Consider the following 21540-nt stretch of genomic DNA (forward strand, 5'->3'; position numbering starts at 1 on the left):
GTAAGCACGCCTTAAGAGGGACTGCATATGACCAGGAAGCATCACCGCCGCGCGGCCGGATCGTGATAACGGGACGCCCATCCCCGATGGGTTGTGACAAAGTGCCTGTCACGGGAGCGAATGTGTTCGTGGCGCACTGAGCGTAAACGGCGATTACTCGGCAACCCTATTCCGGCTGCCGGACAGCTGATGTGATCTGTTTCGCATCAGCGCGATCAACTTCCTTTGAAAGCGCTTGCCTTCATTCACCGGTGGCATCCGCGCTCAATTTGATTTTGTGAACGTCGCCTACCCCGGCACCGTCCTAACCGTGCGAGCGCTCCGGCTGGGTAGCGCACAAGAGGGTGCACAAGAGAACGAACGCCGGATCGCACCGCCACGCCACCAAATCGCCTAACGACTCAACGAAGCGTTGCAACGGGCCGCGGGCGATGCGCACGGGTGCAGCAATGATGCGCTTTGGATCCAACCTATTCCTGACTCCGGAACGCTAATGTCGCCGGTCGAATTCTCGCCCCAATCCGCCAGTTCCGCTAATTTTGGACAGTCAGAAGCGGCCAACGCTAAAGACGCGGACATTGAGCCTGTAGCACCAACGCCAAGCGCCAAAGCGGCGACTTTGGATAACCGTATTGTGGACTTCCTCGTTCTCATGCCGCACCGCTGCCGAGCGATCCGATCCAGGAGCCGCGAGATCAAGGTGAAAAACCCGGCGCGCACCCGGCTTACAGCCACATCACAGAACAGTTCTGACAGCCGCTACCCACACCACCAAAATTGGCACATCCAGACTGCCGGCTTTCCGAACGCTTCAATTTTCATAGTATCGCAACCAAAGGAGGGCTCCAAGCACAGGTGTGCGCGCTCCGGCGAGAAACCCGCGCTGGCTCAATCCAGTCCCCTGCTCCAAGCCAGGGCATGTATCTCGTCGGGGTGCGCAAGCAGGAATTGCTGGCGCAACGCTGATTACAATGACGCATACTCTATGGCATCAGCAACGAGCCAGGAGTTTCGAGGGCCTGAGAAGGAATCTTGGGAATTGCCCGTCGTGCAATTACACATCCAGGTTTCATTTGCGACGCGCCGGAATGACGACCGCTACAAATCCACCACCACGTAGTCGCTTTCGACCGACACGGCGATGGTCTCTGCCACATACGGCCCCTTCACCACCGCCGATCCCGGCTCGACATTGACCGGATAGGCGCGGGCGCGAAAGCGTTTGGGGTCGCAATAGGACTGCCCGGTGCGGATGTCGAATTCCCAGCCATGCCAGGGGCAGCGGATGATCTCGCCGAGCTTGGTGTATTCGATCTCGCCGGGATCGGAGGATTGCGCGAGCCCGATCAGCGGGCCCTCGCACAAGGCCGCGCCCTGATGCGGGCAGCGGTTCAACAGGCCGAAGAACTCGCCCTTGATGTTGAAGATCGCGATCGGCCGCCCGTCGATATCGAGGAATTTTCGCGTACCCGGCGGCAATTCGTCCACCGGGGCAATCACATGTCGCGCCATCAAGAGATTCCGTACAGCTTCTTCGCGTTGCCGAGATAGAAGGCTTCGCGGTTGGCGTCGCTGACACCGGCCGGCAACACGCGCGACGGCTCGTCGAAATCCCAATGCGGGTAATCGGTCGCGAACAACAGCTTGTCCCAGCCGATCCATTCGATCACCTGGAACAGATGGTCGCGGCGCTCCGGATCTTCCATCGGCTGCGTGGTCCACCAGATGTGGTCGCGGATGTATTCCGACGGCTTTCGTTTCAGATGCGGCACCTCGCTGTACAGCCGCTCGAAATTCTTATCTAACCGCCAGCCAAGCGACGGCGCCCAGCCGAAGCCGGCCTCGATCATGACCATCTTCAGGTCAGGATAACGCTCAAACACGCCTTCGAGCACGAGGCTTGCGAGTGCGGTCTGCTGGCACTGCGCATGGCCGACCATTTCCTCGATATAGAAGCTCGGCCAGCCGGACGGGGTGAGCGGATTGCCGCCGAAGCCGAAGGCATGGACGCCGACCGGCAGGCCGATCTCCTGCGCCGCCTCGTAGATCGGCCAGTAGCGGCGCTGGCCGAGCGGCTCGACGTTGCGCGAGAGCAGCAGCACCTGGACGAAATTCGGATCGCCCGCGCGCTTGCGGATCTCAGTGGCGGCGGTCGGGCCGTCCTCATTGGCGACGATGATCGAAGCTTTCAGCCGCTTGTCCTTGCTGGTCCATTTCTCGATCTGCCAGTCGTTGATCGCGGTGCAGATTGCGCCGGCCAGATCCTGGTTGCGCAGGCCCTGACCGCTGGCGAGCGGATTGAGCACGCCCAGCGCGACATTGTAGGGATCGAGAAGTTGCTTCTGCATGAAGGACAGCGAGGAGCCTTGCGGGCCGCCTTCCGGCGGCCAGGCGTCGCGGCGCGAGGCATTCGGCTGCGCCTTCGGATAGGGCGGGCCTTCCATCATGCCGTGATAGGCCTGCTTGCCGTAGGCCTCGATATGCGCGTGCCAACGCTTTGCGAGGTACGGGTAGAGTTCGTCCGCGGTCGCGCGGGCCGGATGGATGTCGCAATCGGCGATCGCGGTCTTGACGCCGACAGGCGCTGATGGATCCGGACGGTCGCGGAACTGGACGTTCATGGCGTCGTCTCCTTCATCGCCGCCTGACCGAGGCGGCCGTAGGTCGCGAGCGGATTGTCGATCATGATCTTGCGAACAAGATCGGGCGACAACCCCGGCGGCAGCACCTCGTCGCCGTCGAACTGCCAGTGCGGATAGTCGGTCGAGAATAGGAGCAATTCGTCCGACTGCATATGGTCAAACAGGCGGTTCAGGGTTGCGGGATCCGGCGGCGCATCGACCGGCTGCAGCGAGAAACGGATGTTGCTGCGCACAATCTCCAGCGGCGCGCGATCGACCCACGGCGTTTCCATCCGTATGCCGCGCCAGAACTTGTGCAGCCGCCACAGATAGGCCGGCAGCCAGGTGAAGCCACTTTCCAGCATCACCATCTTCAGATTCGGATGCCGGGCGAACACGCCCTCCACGATCAGGCTGGTGAGTTGCGTCTGGAACGCGGTCGCCTGCGCGACGTAATCCTCGATGTGGTAGGAGCCCCAGCCGATCGAGGTCGGCGGGTTGTGATAGGCGCTGCCGGCGTGGATGCCGACAGCCAACCCCAGCCGTTCGGCGGCGGCGTAGATCGGCCAGTAGACGCGCTTGCCCAAGGGCATGTCGCCCATGACCAGCATCAGCACCTGGACGAAGCGCTTGTCCTTGGCGCAGCGCTCGATCTCGGCGACTGATTTTTCGACGCTTTGCACAGGGATCACGATCGAGCCGCGCAGCCGCTCGTCCCTGTCGAGCCATTCCTTGGCCAGCCAGTCGTTCAGGGCGCAGCAGAACGCGTCCTGCATGTCTTCGGAGAACACCATCTGTACGCCGTAGAGCGGATTGCAGATGCCGTGGGCGACCCCGAACCGGTCGAGCGCCTGCTTCTGCATGTCGGCCAGATCCGCGCCCGGCTTGCCCTGCGCCGGCCGCCAGTCCGGCCGCGACGAGATCGGCGAATTGGTCGGATAGGATTGCGAGACCAGGTCGGTCATGCCGCGCGTCGTCACCTGGTCGCGCCAGTAGTCGTTCATGTAGGGCAACAGGCTGGTCAGATGAGGAACGGCGGGATGCAGATCACAATCCACGCCGCCGGGAAGCGGCAACGTCATGGTGTTTCCTCGCGTGCCGCATCAGTGCGGTCGTTTGAGGTATTCAATCAGGGCGGCCGCTACCCCGCAACTCGGCAAATGTGGACCTCCTGTGCTAGGAAGACATGACTGGCGGGATTTTGGGAGTTGAGATGAAAGAACTCGTAACGATAGCCGAAAAGATTGCCGCTCAACTGATCGCGCGGAAACAGACGATTGCGGTTGCGGAATCTTCAACCGGCGGCCTGATCTCGGCGGCGCTGCTGTCGGTGCCGGGCGCGTCCGGCTATTTCCTCGGCGGCGCGGTGGTTTATACGCGTGACGCGCGGCGGCTGCTGATGGATATTCCCGATGAGGCGATGAAGGGCATTCGCTCGGCGTCGGAGCCCTACGCGAAACTGCTGGCGAGCCAGGTCCGCCAGCGATTTGCGACCGATTGGGGCTTGTCGGAAACCGGCGCGACGGGGCCTACCGGCAACCGTTACGGCGATGCCGCCGGGCATAGCTGCATGGCGGTGGCGGGGCCGGCGCAATCGGTGTTCACGCTCGAGACCGGCAGCGCAGACCGGCAAGCCAACATGCAGAAGTTTGCCAGCACGGCGCTGAATCTGCTGCTGGAGAATTTGTCGAAGTAAGACGATTGTAGCCCGGATGAAGCGCAGCGAAATCCGGGGCAAGTGCCCGCCGCGTGAAAGTTTCCCGGATTGCGCTGCGCTCCATCCAGGCTACGGCACCCTTATCGAGGATCGCATCCATGCCACAACAGTTCGACCGCGCCGCAGAGGATCTCGGCAACTCGATCCATTTCGAGCATGTCAACGTCACCATCCCCGATCAGCGGCTGGCGACACTGTTCTACATCGCCGGCCTCGGGCTGACCCGCGATCCCTATCTGATGGTGTCGGACACCAACATGTGGGTCAATGTCGGCAGGAGCCAGTTTCATCTGCCTGATGGCGCGCCGCAGGTGCTTCGCGGCCATACCGGCATCGTCATCGCCGGCCGTGAGGCGTTGCTGAAACGGCTGGCGGCGGTCGCGAAGAAGCTGGAAGGAACGTCGTTCGCATTCACCGAGCATAACGACCATGTCGAGGCCGTCTGTCCCTGGGGCAATCGCGTGCGCTGCTATGAGCCGGACGCCGCGCGCTTCGGGCGCATCGCGCTCGGCATTCCCCATGTCGAGTTCGACGTGCCGGCCGGGACCGCGAAAGCGATCTGCGCCTTCTATCCCGAGATCATGGGGATGCCGGCCGAACTCCTGAACGGCGACGGCGCCGTGGCGCGGGTCAAGGCCGGCAAGGATCAGTACCTGCAATTCCGCGAGACTGAGCGCGCACCGCCGGCATACGACGGTCATCACGTGCAGATCTACATCACGGATTTCTCCGGCCCGTACCGCCGCCTGCGGGAGCGCGGCCTGATCTCGCAGGAAGACAACCAGTACCAATACCGCTTTCGCGACATCGTCGATCTCGACGGCGGCAGGCACCTGTTCACCGTCGAGCACGAGGTGCGCAGCGCCACACACCCGATGTTCATGCGTCCGCTGGTCAACCGCAACCCGGCAGAGACCAACCGCACCTACGCGCCGGGCCATGAGCAATGGGCTTGGGCGATGGGGCCGGATGAATATGACAGGAGGTAGCGGCCGCACGGCGCTGCGCACGCACGCATGGGCCCCGGCTCTGCAGCGCACCGCTGCGCGCTACGCTGCGTCCGGGGAACGAAGGCCGATTGCTCGTGTCCCGGACGCGGCGCGGCACACAGTGACGCGACGCAGAGCCGGGACCCACCACCGCCCGACATGCTCCCGGTAATGCCGACAGCGGGGGCTGCACTACGCCTCACCGCTCCCTGAACGAGCGCATCAACTGGTCGCTGAACGGCTTCATCAAATAGGAGAACATGGTGCGGTCGCCGGTCTGGACGAAGGCTTCCACCGGCATGCCCGGGATGATCTTGACGTTGTCGCCGAGGCGGGCGACTTCGGCCGGCGGCAATGAGACGCGGATGGTGTAGTAGCTCTGGCCGGTGCGCTGGTCGGTGGTGACGTCGGCGGAGACGCGGGCCACCACACCATTGAGTTCCGGCGTGGTGCGCTGGTTGAAGGCGGATAGCCTGAGCAGCGTCTTCTGGCCGATCTGCAGCTTGTCGATGTCCTGCGGATTGACCTTGGCCTCGACCGAGAGATCGTCGGCCCGCGGCACCACCATCATGATGGCGTCGCCGGCGGTGATGACGCCGCCCACGGTGTGCACCGTCGACTGCAGCACGACGCCGTCCTGCGGCGCGCGGATGTCGATGCGGCGCAATTGATCCTCGGCGGTGACCTTGCGCTCGACGAACTCGCCGAGCTTGTCGTTGGTCTCGCGCAGATCCTTGGAGACCTCGCTGACCACGTCCTTGTCGACCTGGATGATCTGCAGCTCGGTCTCGGTGATCTTGCCCCTCGCCTGCGCACGGGCGGCAATGTATTGCGCGCGCTCGCCCGACAGCCGGGCGAGGTCGCGCTCCAGCACCGTCAGGCGCGAGATCTGGATCAGGCGCTGCTCGTAGAGCTGGCGGACGCCGACCAGTTCCTTCTCGACCAGCGCGACTTCCTTTTCCTTGGCCTGTTCCTGCGCGGTCAGCCCTGCGATTTCCTCGTTGAGCTGCGCCACCCGCTCGCGCAACTGCGATTTCTGCCCCGCACGCCCGAACACGCGCACCTCGAACAGCTTGGTTTCGCTCGCCATGACGTCGCGGACATCAGGGTCGTCGGCGCGATCGGTCAGCTGTGGGGGAAACTTGATCTTGTCGAGGCCGCGCTGCTCGGCCTCCAGCCGCGCCGCGCGCGCCCACAATCCGTTCAGCGTCTTGACGACGATGGCGAGGCCAGCCTTGACCACGGTTTCGTCGAGCCGCACCACGATGTCGCCGGCCTTGACGATATCGCCGTCGCGCACCCTGACCTCGCCGACCACGCCGCCGGTCGGGTGCTGCACCTTCTTGACGTTGGAATCGACCACCACTGAACCCGGCGCGATCAGCGCGCCCGAAATCTGCACGGTCGACGCCCAGCCGCCGAACCCGCCGGCCAGAACCAGCATCAGCGAGAGGCCGACGATCAGGTGCGCGCGTATCGAGCGGTGCGCGGCGTTCAGCTCCCCGGTCATGATTTCGCTACCCCTGCGTCGGAAACGATCTTGATCGGCGGCGGCGACGGCACCCGCTGCAGCACCTGGCCGAGCACGGTTTCCTTCGGACCGAACGCCTGCATGCGGCCGTCCTTCAGGACCAGCAATTGATCGACCGCCTCGATGCCGATCGGCCGGTGCGCCACCACGACCACGATCGCGCCGCGCTCGCGCGCGCTGCGCACCGCGCGGGTCAGCGCCTCGTCGCCCTCGCTGTCGAGATTGGAGTTCGGCTCGTCGAGCACGATCAGGAACGGATTGCCGTAGAGCGCGCGCGCCAGCGCCACGCGCTGGGCTTGCCCTGCCGAAAGTGCTGCGCCCTGCTCGCCGATCTGGGTATCGTAGCCCTCGCGCATCTTGATGATCATCTCGTGCACGCCGGCTTCCTTGGCGGCGGCGATGATCGTGTCCGACTTCGCTTCGGAATCGAACCGGCTGATGTTCTGCGCCACGGTGCCGGCGAACAATTCGACGTCCTGCGGCAGATAGCCAATGTGGCGGCCGAGCACGTCCGACGACCACTGGTCGAGCGCCGCACCATCGAGCCGCACCTTGCCGCGGGCCGGCATCCAGACGCCGACCAGCGCGCGAACCAGCGACGACTTGCCCGATCCGCTCGGACCGATGACGCCGACGCCGGTGCCGGCCTCGACGGCGAAATTGACGTCCTGCACGATGACGCGCTGATCGCCCGGCGGCACGATGCTGACGGCCTCGACCGACAGCCGCTTCGACGGCGCCTGCAAAAGCGTCTGTTCATTCGCCGCCGGCATTTGCTGCAGGAGCTTGGCCAGGCGATGCCAGCTCTGGCGCGCGGCGACAAAACCCTTCCAGTGGGCGATGGCGAGATCGACCGGCGCCAGCGCGCGCGCGCTGAGGATCGAACCCGCGATGATGATGCCGGCGGTGGCCTCCTGGTGGATCACGAGGTAAGCGCCGACCGCGAGCACCGCCGATTGCAGCATCATGCGCAAGACTTTTGCGACCGCCCCTAGGCCGCCGGCGATATCGCTGGCGCGCTGATTGCCCGCCAGATAGGTCTCGTTGGCCTCGCTCCAGCGCTTCATCAGGCGTCCGGACATGCCCATCGCGACCAGCACCTCGGCGTTGCGCCGGCTGGTGGCGGCCAGATCGTTACGGCGCGCCGCCAGCGTCATCGCCTCCTTCGCCGGCGTGCGAGACAGGAACTCGGTGATCAGCGTCAGCGTCACCAGAATGATGGCGCCGGCCAGAGCGGTGACGCCGAGCAGCCAGTGGAAGGCGAAGCAGATCAAGAGGTAGAACGGCAGCCACGGCAGATCGAAGAACGCGCCCGGCCCCATGCTGCCGAGAAACGACCTGACATTGTCGAGATCGCGCAGCGGCTGCAGACCCTCGTTGCGGCTGCCTACCATCAGCGGCAACCGCACCACGGTTTCGAACACGCGCGTGTTGAGGGCTTCGTCGAGCGCGGTCCCAATGCGGCCGAGAACGCGACCGCGGATCAGATCGAGGCCGCCTTGCGCGATGTAGAGGCCGCCGGCGAGAATCACCAGACCGACCAGGGTCGGCACGCTGCGGCTCGGCAGCACGCGGTCGTAGACCTCCAGCATGAAAATCGAGCCGGTGAGGTACAAAAGATTGATCATGCAACTCATGACGCCAACGCCGATAAAGGCGTTGCGACAGGCGCGCAGCGCTTCACCGAGCTCGGAACGCCGGACGGGAGCGGCTGCCATTAATGCGTGTCTCTTCAAAAGGATCAGGTGACGTGCGGGTTTTAGCGATGTTTTGGGACACCGTCTATTTTTAGTCACGTTAACCTGCATCCAATTCACCCGCCACGAAACGGGCGGAGATGGAAGCCGCGCCTTTGGCCGGTTAATTTGACGCCGGCGCCGGCCCCTCGGCGGGTTCCGGCTTCGTTTGGTGCGGAAACGGCACCAGAATCACGGACATCGAGACCCGGCCGATCTTGCCGTTGATATCGAGCAGGACGCCGCTTCCGGCGCCCACCCCGCCCGCCGACCGCCACCTGGCTTGCGCGCGAATGCCGACCCATTCGCCGGCCGGCCGGTGGAACAACTGAACCGTCAGATTGGGGTTCGGATCCGCCACCATGTCCTGGAACGGCCGGGCGATGCCATGGGTCCAGTCCGCCGGTCCCAGGACCGAGGACAGCGGCACCTTCGACAAGGATCCTGTGCCGTCGATGATCGCCTGGTTCATGCGAAACCAGGCGACGCCGTCACCCATTGGAGGCGGCGCCCTCGCCGCTGCGCGCGATCCCGCCCTTGACAGCCTTGCTGGCGGCCGGATTGCCACGGTGCGGCGCTGGATTGTTGACGCAGTGGCGCAGACGAAATAGCGCGCGACTACAACCGCCCACCGGTGCGGACCAGCCGCACGATCAGCAACAGAATGATGGCGCCGATCGTGGAGTAGACGATCTCGGACACCAGCCCGGTGCCGATACGGATGCCGAGCTTGGGAAACAGCAGGCTTGCGAGCAGCGCGCCGGCGATGCCGACCAGGATATCGCCGATGATGCCAAAGCCGGTGCCGCGCACGATCTTGCCGGCCAGCCAGCCGGCGACCAGGCCGACGAAAAGGATAACGAGAATGCCTTCGTTGGAAATCTGCATTTGAAGTCCCCCCGGGTTTGCAGCGCAGGCCGGATGACAGCCTATCCACTATTGTCCGACGTGACGACCCGCAATCCGCGCACCATTCAACTTCGCCTGCGAAGTGAAACTTTTTTGCGTCACCCGCGTTATGTCGGCATGAAGCAAGGCGACATTTGGTATGTGACTTTTGGTCCGGACAAGACGGACGAGACTGCGGAGAGCATGGCCCGCTCGACCCGCACCTTCAAATCGGAAATCGACGCCAAGCTTTTTGCGATGCAGATCCTGTCCAAGGGCTGGTCCGCCAGCGCGGGCACACTCAACCCCCATCAACCGAAGCAGGTCGTGGGACCGGCGCAGATCGAACGCTGGGCCGATCCGGGGCTGGGTGGATAACTGCTCTCTCGTGTCCCGGACGCGGTGCACCGCAGAGCCGGGACCTACGTCTGGACCCCGGATCAGCAGCGCACCACGCCGCGAAGCGCGGCGCGTTCCGGGGAGCGCCCCTCAAGTAGCCGCAGAAATTTCGGCCCGCTCCGCCAGCACGCAGCGCGCGGTTCGATCCGGCGACACCTGCACATTCGGCGGCAAGCGCTCACTGCAGCGCGGCTCTGCCACCGTGCAGCGCGGCGCGAACGAGCAACTGGCAGGCGCCTTGTCGAGCGACGGCGGCGTGCCGGGGATGGTTTCCAGCCGCTGGCCGCGTTTGGCGCCATGGACGGTCGAAGCGAGCAAACCCTTGGCATAGGGATGGACCGGCGTGCGAACGATGTCGCGCAGTTTGCCCTGCTCCACGATCTGGCCGGCATACATGACGGCGACACGGTCGCAGATTTCGATGGCGACGCCGATATCGTGGGTCACGAAAATCACCGACATGCCGAACTCGCGCTGCAATTCGCGTAACAGCAGCAGGATCTGGATCTGCACGGTGGCGTCCAGCGCCGTGGTGGGCTCGTCGGCCAGCAGGATTTTGGGCTTGCAGGCCAGCGCCAGCGCGATCATGGCACGCTGCCGCATGCCGCCACTCATTTCGTGCGGATAGGCATCGAGACGGCGCTTCGCGGAAGGTATACGCACCACCTCCAGCATTTCCAGCGCGCGCGCCATCGCCTCCTTCTGGCTCTTGCCTTCGTGGCGCATCACACTTTCCGCGATCTGATGGCCGATCGTGTAGACCGGATCGAGCGCCAGCGCGGGCTCCTGGAAGATCATGGAAACGGTCTGGCCGCGGAACGCCGAAAGCTGTTCGTCGTTCATCGCCAGCACGTCGCGGCCCAATACCTTCACAGTCCCTGAAATCTGCGTCCGCTTCTTCGGCAACAGCCGCATCAGCGCGCGCAAGGTCACGCTCTTGCCGGAGCCGGATTCGCCAAGCAGGCCGAGCACCTCGCCCTCGCCAAGCGAGAGCGAGATATCGTTGACGGCATGAACCGTGCGCTCGCCGGTGAAGCGGATGTTGAGGTCGTGGATTTCGACGAGATTGCTCATGCCAACTTGGGTGCCCTTTGGTGATAGTCCGTCGCGCGCTGGAACGCGGCGCCGATCCGCACGAGCCCGGCCTCATCGAAGGCGCGGCCGATCAACTGCATGCCGACCGGCAGACCCTTTCCGGTGAAGCCGGCGGGAATCGAAAGCGACGGCAGGCCGAGATAGTTGATCGGCCGGGTGAAGCGCGTGATCCGCTGGATCACGGCTTCCGCGTCGAGACTGTTGCCGACATCGCTCTCGGCGATCGTCACCGCCGGCATCGGCGCCACCGGTGCGATCACGGCATCGGTGCCTTCGACCGCCGCGAGGTACGCCGCAAGCGCTGGCCCGCGCCAACGCATGGCTTCGAGATAGGTGACAGCCGGAATCGCGAGCCCGTTCTGCAGCCGCATCAAAACCTGCGCGCCGTAATCCTGGGGACGCTCGATCATCCAGCGCTTGTGGAAGGCGGCGGCTTCGGTGGCGAGCACGATCTGGCAGGCGGCGGTGAGCTGGCGCTGATCCGGCAGCTCGACCTTGACGATCTCGGCGCCTTCATTCTTGAGCGTGGCAATGGTCTCGTCGAGCACCCGCGCCACTTCGGAATCGAGATCGTCGACATAAAACGCGGTCGGCACGCCGATCCTCATGCCTTTGAGCGAGCCCGTGGTCGCGGCCATATAGTTCGGCACTGGGAGCGTCGAGGCGGTGGGATCTTCGGGATCTGCGCCTGCCATCAGCCCGATCAGGAGCGCGCAGTCTTCGACGGTTTGTGCGAGCGGGCCGACCGTATCAAGCGATTGCGACAATGGCATTGCGCCGGCACGGCTGATCAGGCCAACCGTCGTCTTGAAACCGGTGACGCCGCAGAAATGCGCGGGCATCCGGATCGAGCCGCCGGTATCGGAGCCCAGCGCGGCGAAGGTCAGCCGGGCCGCGACCGCCGAACCGGAGCCGGACGACGAGCCGCCGGTGATGTGATCGACATTCCAGGGATTACGCACCGCGCCGTAATGCACGTTGTGGCCGGTCGGCCCATAGGCGAACTCGACCATCTGCAGCGAGCCGAGCCTGACCGAGCCTGCATCCTTCAGGCGCTGCAGCGCGGTCGAGGTCGTCGTAGCCACGAATTCGCGCCGGATTTTCGAGCCGCAGGTTACGACCTTGCCGGCCTCGTAATACATGTCCTTGTGCGCCATCGGCACGCCGTGCAGCACGCCCAGATTTTGTGCCCTTGGCGAGCGCGGCGTCGGCAGCATCGGCGGCGGCGAGTGCCCCCTCCGCCTCGATCGCCATGAAGGCGTTGACGCGCGGCTGCCATTGCGCGATCCGGTCAAGACAGGATTGCGTCACTTCGCGCGAGGAGAGTTTCTTGCCGGCGATCGCTTTCGCGACCGACACCAGCGACATCAGGGCAGGTTCGCCGCTCATTTCGACACCTTGGCGGTTTGCACCAGCAGAAAGCTCGCGGGCTCGAGATCCATCGGCAGCGTGCCGGCAATGGGCGCAAACCCGTCGAAGGCCGGACCGATGGAATTGGCGATGCGCGCGGAGACTTCAGAATCCTGCGGCACGCCGGCGACATCGGTCATTACCTTGACCTGCTTGGGATCGGGTCTTGTCATGCGGCAGTTGCTCCCTTTTCATCCTTGTTGTTTTCTTTGGCCGGTGCGCGGCTGTGCCCGGAACCGGCAATGGCCATGTAGCACGCCGCCTGATGGCCCATTGTATCGAGATCGCTGAGTTTTGGCGTCGCATTTGCGCAGAGCGGCTCCGCAAACGGACAACGGGTGTGAAACCGGCAGCCGGACGGCGGATCGATCGGATTGGGCGGATCGCCCGAGATCGGCGGCGTCTCGGTGCGATTATCAGGATCGGACGACGGCATGGCCGCCAGCAGCGCCTGGGTATAGGGATGCGCCGGCGCATCCCAGACCTTGTCGACCGGACCGAGCTCGACGACTTCGCCCAGATACATCACCAGCACGCGATCACTGATGTAGCGCACCACGTTTAGATCGTGGCTGATGAATAGGTACGTGAGGCCGAACTCGCGCTTGAGATCAGCGAGCAGGTTGAGCACCTGGGCCTCGACCGATTTGTCCAGCGCCGACACTGCCTCGTCGAGGATCACGAGCCGCGGCGACAGCGCCAGCGCGCGTGCGATGTTCACGCGCTGGCGCTGGCCGCCGGAAATCTCGTGCGGGTAGCGGTTGGCGAAGGTTTCGGGCCTTAAGCCCACCTTGCCGAGCAGCTCGCGCGCCAGCATCCGCGCGGCGCCATCCGCCATGCCGTGAACCTTGGGGCCGAACGCGATAGAGTCCTCGATGGTGAGGCGCGGGTTGAGCGAGGCATAGCTGTCCTGAAACACCATCTGCATGCCGCGGCGCAATTCGCGCAGCGACAGCGCACGGCCGACCTGCAGACCGTCATAGATGATATCTCCGGCATCGCGTTTCATCAGGTGCATCAACAACCGAGCGGTGGTCGACTTGCCGCAGCCGGACTCGCCGACGATGCCGACGGTTTCGCCCTTGGCGATGGAGAAGGACACATCATCGACCGCGCGCACGGTTTTACGAGGGCTGAACAAGTCACCCCGCACCGGGAAATGTTTGGTCAAGCCCACGACCTGCAACAGCGGCTGCGCCGCGCCGCCGACGTCCTCGACCGGTTCCAATAATTCCACTGACGGGCTTGTCTTACTCATGGTCAGTTCCTGATGTCCATGGCGCTGCGCATGCCGTCGCTGAGCAGGTTGAAGCAGATCGACACCGCAAAGATCATGACGCCCGGCAGCGCCGCCACCCATGGGTTGACATAGATCGCGGTGCGCAGCGTGTTCAGCATCAAGCCCCATTCCGGCTCCGGCGGCTTGGTGCCGAGGCCAAGGAACGACAGGCCGGCGGCGAGGATCATCGATACCGAGATCAATCCCGTAGCGTAGACGAAGATCGGCCCGAGCACGTTGCCGAGCATATGTACGCGCATGATGGTGAAGGGCCCGGCGCCGGAGGCGCGCGCGGCCTCGACGAAATCCATGTTACGTACACCGGTGGTGACGCTTTCCGCCACGCGGGTGATCTGCGGCACGAACACGATGGTCAGTGAGACGATGGAGTTGACGATGCCCGCGCCGAGCGCGCCCGAGATCGCAATCGCCAGCAAGACCGACGGAAAGGCGTAGAACACGTCGATGGTGCGCATGATCGCGGTGTTGAGCCTGCCGCCGACGTAGCCAGCGACGAGTCCGAGCGACGTGCCGATCATGAAGGCAAGGATCACGGGCAGAATGCCTATTATCAGCGACAGCCGGCCGCCATAGATCAACCGCGCCAGCATATCGCGACCGAGTTCGTCGGTGCCAAGCGGATAATTCGGCGTGCCGATGTGGCGAAGCCTGCGGATCATCGACCCCTGGTAGGGATCGGCCAGCCCCAGCCACGGCGCGCACAGCGCGGAAAGAAAGATCAGCACCAGCACGAAAGCGCAGACCATGCTGACCTTGTCGCGCGCGATGCGGCGGCCGACGGTGGCCCAATAGCCGCGCGCCTTGGTGGCGGGCGCGGCTTGCAGCGCGGTATCCGACATCACAGTCATGAATCAGCCCCGCTTGATGCGCGGATCGATCGCGGCTTGCGCGATATCGACCAGCAGATTGAGGGCCACGAAGAACAGCGCCAGCACCAGGATCGTGCCCTGTAGCAGCGGCAGGTCGCGCTGGAAGATCGCCGAATTGAGCAACAATCCCGAGCCCGGCCATGAGAACACAGTCTCGATCAGGATCGAGCCGCCGAGCATGTAGCCGAGTTGCAGGCCCATCACCGCGAGCGCAGTCGGCGCGGCGTTCTTGATAACGTGTTTGAACACGTCGAGTTCGCGCAGACCCTTGGCGCGCAGCGCCTCGACGAAATCCTGCGAAAGGATGTCGCCGGTCAGCGCGCGCACGGTGCGGGTGACGATGCCCATCGGAATCACAGAGGTCGTGATTGCCGGCAGGATCAGATATTTCATGTGCTCCCAATCCCAGCCCCAGGCGCCGGAGCCGCCGGGACCGGCGCCGACCGCGGGCAACCAGTTGAGCTGCACCGAGAAGATGATGACCATCACCATGCCGAGCCAGTAATGCGGCACCGAGACGCCGGCAATCGCGATCGAGGTTGCGACCTTGTCGACCCAGGTGTCGCGGAAATAGCCGGCGATCAGGCCGAACAGCAGCCCGAGCGTGAAGCCGATCAGGGCTGCAGCAATCGCAAGCGTGACCGTGTTGCCGACCGCGCGCAAAACTTCCGTCAGCACCGGGCGGCCGGTGGCAATCGAACTGCCGAGATCGCCATGGAGCGCCCGCCACAGCCAGAGGCCGAACTGCACCGGCAGCGGCCGGTCGAAACCGTAGGCGGTGCGCAGTTGCGCCGCGAGTTCCTGCGACGCATCCGCCGGCAGCACCGCGACCAGGGGATCCCCGGGCGTGATGTGCACCAGCAGGAAGCACACCAGCGCCACGCTGATCACGATCGGGATGACATAGACGATACGTCGGGCGATGTAGACGAGCACAGATCACCTAGTAATGGTAGCTACAACCAACTCTCATCCGTCATGGCCGGGCTTGACCCGGCCATCCACGTCTTGGCCGCGAGCAAAAAGTAAGACGTGGATACCCGGGTCATCTAGCGCGAAGACGCGCTTCGCGCTTCTGCCCGGGCATGACGACTGAGATAGATGCTACGGCGCCATCGACACCGGCGAGAAGTCGACGAACCAGCTCTTCGGCTGCACAAAACCCTTGACCTTCGGGCTCATCGCGCGCGGCGAGACGTCATGGGCGACGTAGAGAAACGCCGCATCGTCCACCGAGGCCGCGTGCAGATCGGCGAGCGCCGCGTCACGCGCTGCGGGATCGAAGGTCTGGCGCGCTTTCGTCACCAGTTCGTCGAACTTGGGATTGTTGATATAGCCCCAATTGTTCGAGACCGGCGGCGCCATCGACGACTGCAGGAAGCGCACCAGCGCGAAGAACGGATCCATCGCCGCGTAAGTGACGTTGGTGGCGTTGGCGCCGTTGGCGGTCGGATCCTTGGCGCCGCGGCGCCAGTTGGTGAACAGCGTGTTCCACTCGATGACGTCGAGCTGGACGTCGAAGTAGCATTCCGCCAGCGCCTGCTGCAGATATTCGTTCATCGGCAAAGGCTGCATCTGGCCCGATCCCGACGCCGAGGTCTGGGTCTTCACCGTCAGCTTCTTGTTCGGGCCGTAGCCTGCTTCCTGCATCAGCTTTTGGGCTGCCTTCAGGTCATACTTGATCTCGAAGGTCGGTTTTCCCCGCCAGGGATGGCCGGGCTCGAAGGTGCCGGTCGCCGGCACCATCAGGCCGGCAAGCAGGCCCTCCTTGAGGCCTTCACGATCGACGCAGAGATTGGCGGCCTTGCGGACGCGGATATCGTTCCACGGCGAGCCTTCGACGCGCGAGAACTGCCACGGCCAGACATGCGGGGATTCGTTGGCCTTGAGCTGGAAGCCGCGCTGCTTGATTTCCTTGACCGCATCGGGTGCCGGTGCTTCCACCCAGTCGACCTGGCCGGAGAGCAATGCTGCAGTGCGGGCATTGGCCTCCGGCATCGGCAGCAGCACCATCCGGTCGACCTTGGGCACGCGGGCCTTGTCCCAATAGCCCTCGTTCTTCACGAGTTCGAGCCGTTCGCGCGGCGTGAATTTCGACATCTTCCAGGGGCCGGTGCCCGAGGCGTCCCGGGCGAACGCAGCCCACGCGGCCTGCGATTTTGCCTTGGCGTCGGCGCCTTCAGCCTTGTCATAAAACGCCTGCCACTTGGTCGGGCTCGCCATGAACAGATTGGTCAGGTTGATCGGCAGGAAACTGTCCGGCTCCTTGGTGGTCAATTCCACCGTCATGTCGTCGATCTTGCGGGCGGAGGCCAGCGTTGGCATGCGCGAGGCGGTGACGCCGACCTGGCTGGCGTCGAACTGCGGCGCATCCTGCTTCAGCACCTTTTCGACGTTCCAGACCACGGCGTCGGCGTTGAACGGCGAGCCGTCGTGGAAGGTGACGCCGGGACGAAGCTTGAACGTCCATTTCTTCTTGTCGGCCTCGTCGACCTTCCATTCGGTTGCGAGCCCGGGGATCATGACGCTCGCCTTGTCGGCCGAGGAAAGGTCCCACAGCGTCAGGGCGTCGTACATGGTGAGGCCGGTGAAGCGGTTGCCCTCGAACCCCTGATCGGGCTGGCCGAGGGTGCGCGGAATATCCGCAGCCGTCATGCCGATCCGCAGCACCGTTTCGGCGCTTGCGAGTTGCGGCAATCCGACCACCAGCGCCGTCGCCAGCAGCCACGCGGTGGCCGTCTTCTTGGATTTCTCGTTACGCATATGCAGCAATCCCTTTTTCAACTTGGGGTGACTAATTCTTATGCAAACTTATGCAACGCCTGTGCCAAAGGACGCGCTTCCTTCGAGGCTATGCGTTTGCGCGCGCAACTCCTTGTGAGCGCGCATACAGGAGCATGTCAGATGCCTGGTCTGGCACCAAGCTTGCATTTTCCAGCTCCAACCTGCCCCGATGGAGCTTAATTCATGCGCACCCGAAATTCGATGCTTCTTCCTGCCGCAACTCTGGCAGTCGGCCTGGCTCTTGGCCTGTCCGCGATTTCGGCGCAGGCGGAAACCGTTGTGCGCTACGGCATTTCGATGGCGGACATCCCGCTGACCACCGGCCAGCCGGACCGCGGCGCCGGGGCCTACCAGTTCTCGGCTTACACGATCTACGATCCCCTGGTCGCCTGGGAGATGGACGTATCAGACCGGCCCGGCAAACTGGTGCCGGGCTTGGCCACCGAGTGGAAGATCGACGAGGCGGACAAGAAGAAATGGCGCTTTGCCTTGCGCAAGGGCGTCAAGTTCCATGACGGCAGCAGCTTCAATGCCGACGCGGTGATCTGGAATCTCGACAAGGTGCTCAATGACAAGGCACCGCAGTTCGACAAGCGCCAGAGCGCGCAGGTGAAAACCCGCCTGCCTTCAGTGGCGAGCTACGCCAAGATCGACGATGCGACCATCGAGATCACGACCAAGGCTGTCGATTCCTTCTTCCCATACCAGATGCTGTGGTTTCTGGTGTCCAGCCCGGCGCAGTATGAAAAGCTCGGCAGGGACTGGGACAAGTTCGCCAGCCAGCCCTCCGGCACCGGGCCGTTCAGGCTGACCAAACTGGTCCCGCGCGAACTGGCCGAGCTGACCAAGAACGCCGACTATTGGGACAAGAAGCGGATAGCGAAGGCCGACAAGATCGTACTGATTCCGATGCCGGAAGCGCTGACGCGGACCAATGCGCTGTTGGCGGGCCAGGTCGATCTGATCGAGACGCCGGCGCCGGATGCGGTGCCGCAGCTCAAATCCGCCGGCATGAAGATCGTCGACAACGTCACGCCGCATGTCTGGAACTATCATCTGAGCGTGCTGCCCGGCTCGCCCTGGACCGACATCCGCCTGCGCAAGGCGCTGAACCTTGCGATCGACCGCGAGGCCGTGGTCGGCCTGATGAACGGCCTCGCAAAACCCGCCAAGGGCCAGGTCGACCCGTCGAGCCCGTGGTTCGGCAAGCCCTCCTTCGAACTCAAGTACGATGTCGCGGCCGCGAAGAAGCTGGTGCAGGAAGCCGGCTACTCGAAGGAAAAGCCGCTGAAGACGACCTTCATCATCGCGCAAGGCGGCACCGGGCAGATGTTGTCGCTGCCGATGAACGAATTTTTGCAGCAGAGCTTTAAGGAAATCGGCATCGAGATCGACTTCAAGGTGGTCGAGCTTGAGACGTTGTACACGGCATGGCGCAAGGGCGCAGCCGACGAGATGAATGCCGGCATCACCTCGAACAACATCGCCTATGTCACGTCAGACCCGCTCTACGCGATCGTCCGCTTCTTCCACTCCGGCCAGATCGCGCCGGTCGGCGTCAACTGGGGCGGCTACAAGAACCCGAAGGTCGATGCACTGATCGACGAGGCCAAGCAAACGTTCGATGTCGCCAAGCAGGACGAGCTGTTGGCGCAGGCACACGCAGAGATCGTCGACGACGCCACGCTGGTGTGGGTGGTGCACGACACCAACCCACACGCGCTGTCGCCGAAGGTGAAGAAGTTCGTGCAGGCGCAGCACTGGTTTCAGGACCTGACGACGATCGGGCTGGAGTAGGACACAACTCGCCGTCGTCCCTGCGAAAGTCCCGTAGGGTGGGCAAAGGCGCGCAGCGCCGTGCCCACCATTTAACGCCCTGCTCGTGATGGTGGGCACGCTGTGCTTTGCCCACCCTCCAAATCCCGCATTTGACGCTACTTCGTCAGCAGCGCGAAGGCGCCGTTCCAATCTTCCGGCGGCGGGTTTTCGAGGTAGCCGCGGATTCGCGCCTCGTACAAATTGTAGAGCAGCTCCAGCGAATTTGCGTCGTCGGTCTTGCGGCCGCGCGCGATTGCCGCGAGCGCGCCTTCCCAGTCGCGGTTGCGATAACAGGCGAGCATCTCGATCGTTAGATTCCGCAGGCGCTGGAAGCGGCCGGACTGCGCGGTGTCCTCGCGGCCGGCGATGGCATAGATCACCTCGGGCTCCTTCTTGCCCTTCACCATGATGAAGTCGAGTTCGAGGATCGCGAACTTTTCCTTGACCGCCAGCGCGGTCCTGGAGCCGACGATGATCGGGAATCCGTATTCCTTGGACTGCCCTTCGAGGCGCGAGGCCAGATTAACGCTATCGCCGAACACCGAATAGTTGAACTTGAGATCGGATCCCATGTTGCCGACCACGCAGATGCCGGTATTGAGCCCGATGCCGGCATTGAGCGGAATGAACGGGCGCCCCTCTTCCTTTGCCTCCTGCTCCCGCACCTGATTGAGTTGGTCGACGTGCTCCAGCATGTCGAGCGCCGCCTCGCAGGCGTTGAGCTCGTGATCCTTGTCATCGAGCGGCGCGTTCCAGAACGCCATGATGGCGTCGCCCATATATTTGTCGATATAGCCCTTACGCGCGAGGATCGCGTTGGTGAGCGGTGTCAGGAAGCGATTCATCAGCGCGGTGAGGCCCTGTGGATCGTTCTTGTAGGTCTCCGAGATCGAGGTGAAGCCGCGCATGTCGGAGAACATGATGGTCATCTCGCGCTCCTCGCCGCCGAGCACCAGCTTTTCAGGCGACTGCGCGAGCTGTTCGACCAGCACTGGCGACATGTATTGCGAGAAGGCGCCACGGATCTGCTTGCGCTGCGCCTGCTCGCGCACGAAGCTCGCAAAGATCAGCGTGAGATAGATCGCCGTCGTCGACATCAGGGGGTAGGTGAAGTCGATCAAGAGCCGGTGCTGTGTGTAGAAATACACCGACGTTCCGATCAGGGCGGTCGCAAACGCTGCACCGAGGGCAACCAGCGTGACCGGTCCGAACAGCGGCGCAAACGCGATCACGAGAAGCCCGAACAGAAGCGCGGTCGCGAACTCGATGGCGATGCCGTAGATCGGCGTCGAGATCACCTCGCCGGTCAAGGTGGTCTCGAGCACCTGGGCGTGGATCTCCACACCAGGCATGGCGCGCGATACCGGCGTGGTCTTGATGTCATTGAGGCCGACCGCCGAGGTGCCGATCAGCACCAGCTTGCCGGCGATCATGTCGGGCGCGACATTTTTCTCCAGCACATTGATCGCGGGGACATAGATGGAGGCGTCGTTGCGGGCATAATGAACCCAGATCTGGCCATTGTGGTCGGTTGGAATCTGAAACCCCTTGACGCCGATGCTCTTGATGCCGGCCTTTTCGGCCTTGATCAGGATCGTGCCCGAGCCGCTGGCGACCCGCAGCATCTCGAACGTGAGCGACGGCATGGTCTGGCCCTGCGCCTGCATCATCATCGGCACCCGCCGGACGATGCCGTCGCGCTCGGGCTTGATCGTGAACAGGCCCCGCCCGGCGGCGGCGTGCTCCAGCACCGGCACATTGCGCAACAGGCCGGGGAAATCGAACATGAAGCGCTGCGGCTCCTCGCCCAGCATCGCAAGCCCGGTGACCGGCAGCGTCTTGTCGAGCGCCGTGATTTCCGCCGGCAGCCCGGATTCGCCGAGCACGACGCGGGAAGCCTTTATGGCGTCAGCAAAGACCTGGTCGTTGCTCGGAAGCGCGCGCAGCTTGGCGCGGGTTTCCGGGTCGAGATTGCGGAAGGTGTCGGCAGCAAAGGCAGGGTTGAGACGGTCGGGCTCCGAAAACACCGCGTCGAACGCGATCACCACCGCGCCGAGCCGCGTCAGTTCGGTGATGAGATCGGCGATGCGGGTGCGCGGCCATGGCCACTGCCCGAGCTTCTCCAGGCTCTTGTCGTCGATATCGACGATGGTGACCGGCCGCGCGGTCTTCTTGCGCGGGTCGATGCGCTGGAAAGCGTCAAAAGTCCTGACACGAATTTCCTCGACCGGGGCCGGATCGGCGACGCGAAGGGCGGCGAACCCGATCAGCAGCGCAAGGCACAGCAGCCGGGCATAGCCGATGCGCCGCTTGAACCACCTTCGCAATACCCGCAGTCGTTTCATGCTGTCTGGATATCACGCATCGACGGATCAGGCATGCT

18 protein-coding genes and 1 pseudogene are annotated in these 21540 nt (G+C 63.7%); 4 read left to right on the forward strand and 15 right to left on the reverse strand.

Annotated features, from left to right (window positions below; translation table 11 throughout):
• Positions 1-1098: 1098 nt before the first annotated feature.
• Genes V1279_RS30990 through V1279_RS31000 form a run of 3 tightly spaced genes read right to left on the reverse strand, consistent with a single transcriptional unit; the run spans position 1099 to position 3703 of the window.
• Entirely contained in the window at positions 1099-1512 is a 414-nt protein-coding gene (locus V1279_RS30990) for a Rieske (2Fe-2S) protein (protein ID WP_334443894.1), read from the reverse strand.
• Positions 1512-2621: an amidohydrolase family protein gene (locus V1279_RS30995; protein WP_334443896.1), complete on the reverse strand. Its 1110-nt coding sequence runs from the start codon at positions 2619-2621 to the stop codon at positions 1512-1514. The genes V1279_RS30990 and V1279_RS30995 overlap by 1 nt, the downstream gene beginning before the upstream one ends.
• A complete protein-coding gene (locus V1279_RS31000; protein ID WP_334443899.1) occupies positions 2618-3703 on the reverse strand; it encodes an amidohydrolase family protein in 1086 nt (361 codons plus the stop codon). The genes V1279_RS30995 and V1279_RS31000 overlap by 4 nt, the downstream gene beginning before the upstream one ends.
• A gap of 131 nt (positions 3704-3834) precedes the next feature.
• Here V1279_RS31000 and V1279_RS31005 point away from each other — a divergent pair, with 131 nt between their 5' ends.
• Both V1279_RS31005 and V1279_RS31010 read left to right on the forward strand, forming a co-directional pair.
• On the forward strand, positions 3835-4317 hold the full coding sequence (locus V1279_RS31005; protein ID WP_334443902.1) for a CinA family protein: 483 nt from the start codon (positions 3835-3837) through the stop codon (positions 4315-4317).
• 119 nt (positions 4318-4436) lie between these two features.
• Positions 4437-5327 carry a hypothetical protein gene (locus tag V1279_RS31010; RefSeq protein WP_334443905.1) on the forward strand — a complete coding sequence of 297 codons (891 nt, stop codon included), beginning with the start codon at positions 4437-4439 and terminating at the stop codon, positions 5325-5327.
• 199 nt (positions 5328-5526) lie between these two features.
• Here V1279_RS31010 and V1279_RS31015 read toward each other — a convergent pair whose 3' ends face one another.
• From V1279_RS31015 to V1279_RS31030, 4 genes are all read right to left on the reverse strand, one after another.
• Positions 5527-6837: an HlyD family type I secretion periplasmic adaptor subunit gene (locus V1279_RS31015; RefSeq protein WP_334443908.1), complete on the reverse strand. Its 1311-nt coding sequence runs from the start codon at positions 6835-6837 to the stop codon at positions 5527-5529.
• Positions 6834-8576, reverse strand: coding sequence for a type I secretion system permease/ATPase (locus V1279_RS31020; protein ID WP_334443910.1), 1743 nt, complete (start codon positions 8574-8576; stop codon positions 6834-6836). The genes V1279_RS31015 and V1279_RS31020 overlap by 4 nt, the downstream gene beginning before the upstream one ends.
• A 142-nt stretch (positions 8577-8718) precedes the next feature.
• Complete coding sequence (locus V1279_RS31025) at positions 8719-9093, reverse strand: hypothetical protein (RefSeq protein ID WP_334443913.1); 375 nt, start codon at positions 9091-9093, stop codon at positions 8719-8721.
• Positions 9094-9212: 119 nt separating this feature from the next.
• The gene (locus V1279_RS31030) at positions 9213-9482 is read right to left on the reverse strand and encodes a GlsB/YeaQ/YmgE family stress response membrane protein (protein ID WP_214493972.1); all 270 of its coding nucleotides are present in this window, start codon (positions 9480-9482) and stop codon (positions 9213-9215) included.
• A gap of 51 nt (positions 9483-9533) precedes the next feature.
• On the opposite strand from V1279_RS31030, the gene V1279_RS31035 reads away from it, so the two are divergent.
• On the forward strand, positions 9534-9860 hold the full coding sequence (locus V1279_RS31035; protein ID WP_334443918.1) for a hypothetical protein: 327 nt from the start codon (positions 9534-9536) through the stop codon (positions 9858-9860).
• Positions 9861-9971: 111 nt separating this feature from the next.
• Here the strand turns inward: V1279_RS31035 and V1279_RS31040 are convergent, their stop codons facing one another.
• The 7 genes and pseudogenes from V1279_RS31040 to V1279_RS31070 form a co-directional block, all read right to left on the reverse strand.
• Positions 9972-10955 carry an ABC transporter ATP-binding protein gene (locus V1279_RS31040; protein ID WP_334443920.1) on the reverse strand — a complete coding sequence of 328 codons (984 nt, stop codon included), beginning with the start codon at positions 10953-10955 and terminating at the stop codon, positions 9972-9974.
• Positions 10952-12365: pseudogene (locus tag V1279_RS31045) on the reverse strand (amidase). Before V1279_RS31045 ends, V1279_RS31040 begins: the two are co-directional and overlap by 4 nt.
• Positions 12362-12559, reverse strand: coding sequence for a hypothetical protein (locus V1279_RS31050; protein ID WP_334443922.1), 198 nt, complete (start codon positions 12557-12559; stop codon positions 12362-12364). Before V1279_RS31050 ends, V1279_RS31045 begins: the two are co-directional and overlap by 4 nt.
• Positions 12556-13644: an ABC transporter ATP-binding protein gene (locus tag V1279_RS31055; RefSeq protein ID WP_334443924.1), complete on the reverse strand. Its 1089-nt coding sequence runs from the start codon at positions 13642-13644 to the stop codon at positions 12556-12558. Before V1279_RS31055 ends, V1279_RS31050 begins: the two co-directional genes overlap by 4 nt.
• Before the next feature lie 2 nt (positions 13645-13646).
• Positions 13647-14525: an ABC transporter permease gene (locus V1279_RS31060; protein ID WP_374207519.1), complete on the reverse strand. Its 879-nt coding sequence runs from the start codon at positions 14523-14525 to the stop codon at positions 13647-13649.
• A 12-nt stretch (positions 14526-14537) separates the two neighbouring features.
• Positions 14538-15491, reverse strand: a complete 954-nt coding sequence (locus V1279_RS31065) for an ABC transporter permease (RefSeq protein WP_334443928.1) — start codon at positions 15489-15491, stop codon at positions 14538-14540.
• Positions 15492-15659: 168 nt separating this feature from the next.
• Positions 15660-17318 (reverse strand): ABC transporter substrate-binding protein, encoded by a 1659-nt coding sequence (locus V1279_RS31070; RefSeq protein WP_334443930.1) that lies wholly within the window; start codon positions 17316-17318, stop codon positions 15660-15662.
• A 204-nt stretch (positions 17319-17522) separates the two neighbouring features.
• On the opposite strand from V1279_RS31070, the gene V1279_RS31075 reads away from it, so the two are divergent.
• The gene (locus V1279_RS31075; RefSeq protein ID WP_334443932.1) at positions 17523-19136 is read left to right on the forward strand and encodes an ABC transporter substrate-binding protein; all 1614 of its coding nucleotides are present in this window, start codon (positions 17523-17525) and stop codon (positions 19134-19136) included.
• 137 nt (positions 19137-19273) lie between these two features.
• Here the strand turns inward: V1279_RS31075 and V1279_RS31080 are convergent, their stop codons facing one another.
• A complete protein-coding gene (locus tag V1279_RS31080; protein ID WP_334443935.1) occupies positions 19274-21502 on the reverse strand; it encodes a CHASE2 domain-containing protein in 2229 nt (742 codons plus the stop codon).
• Positions 21503-21540: the final 38 nt, after the last annotated feature.

Origin of the sequence: Bradyrhizobium sp. AZCC 1610, assembly GCF_036924515.1 — a bacterium.
Taxonomy (GTDB): domain Bacteria; phylum Pseudomonadota; class Alphaproteobacteria; order Rhizobiales; family Xanthobacteraceae; genus Bradyrhizobium.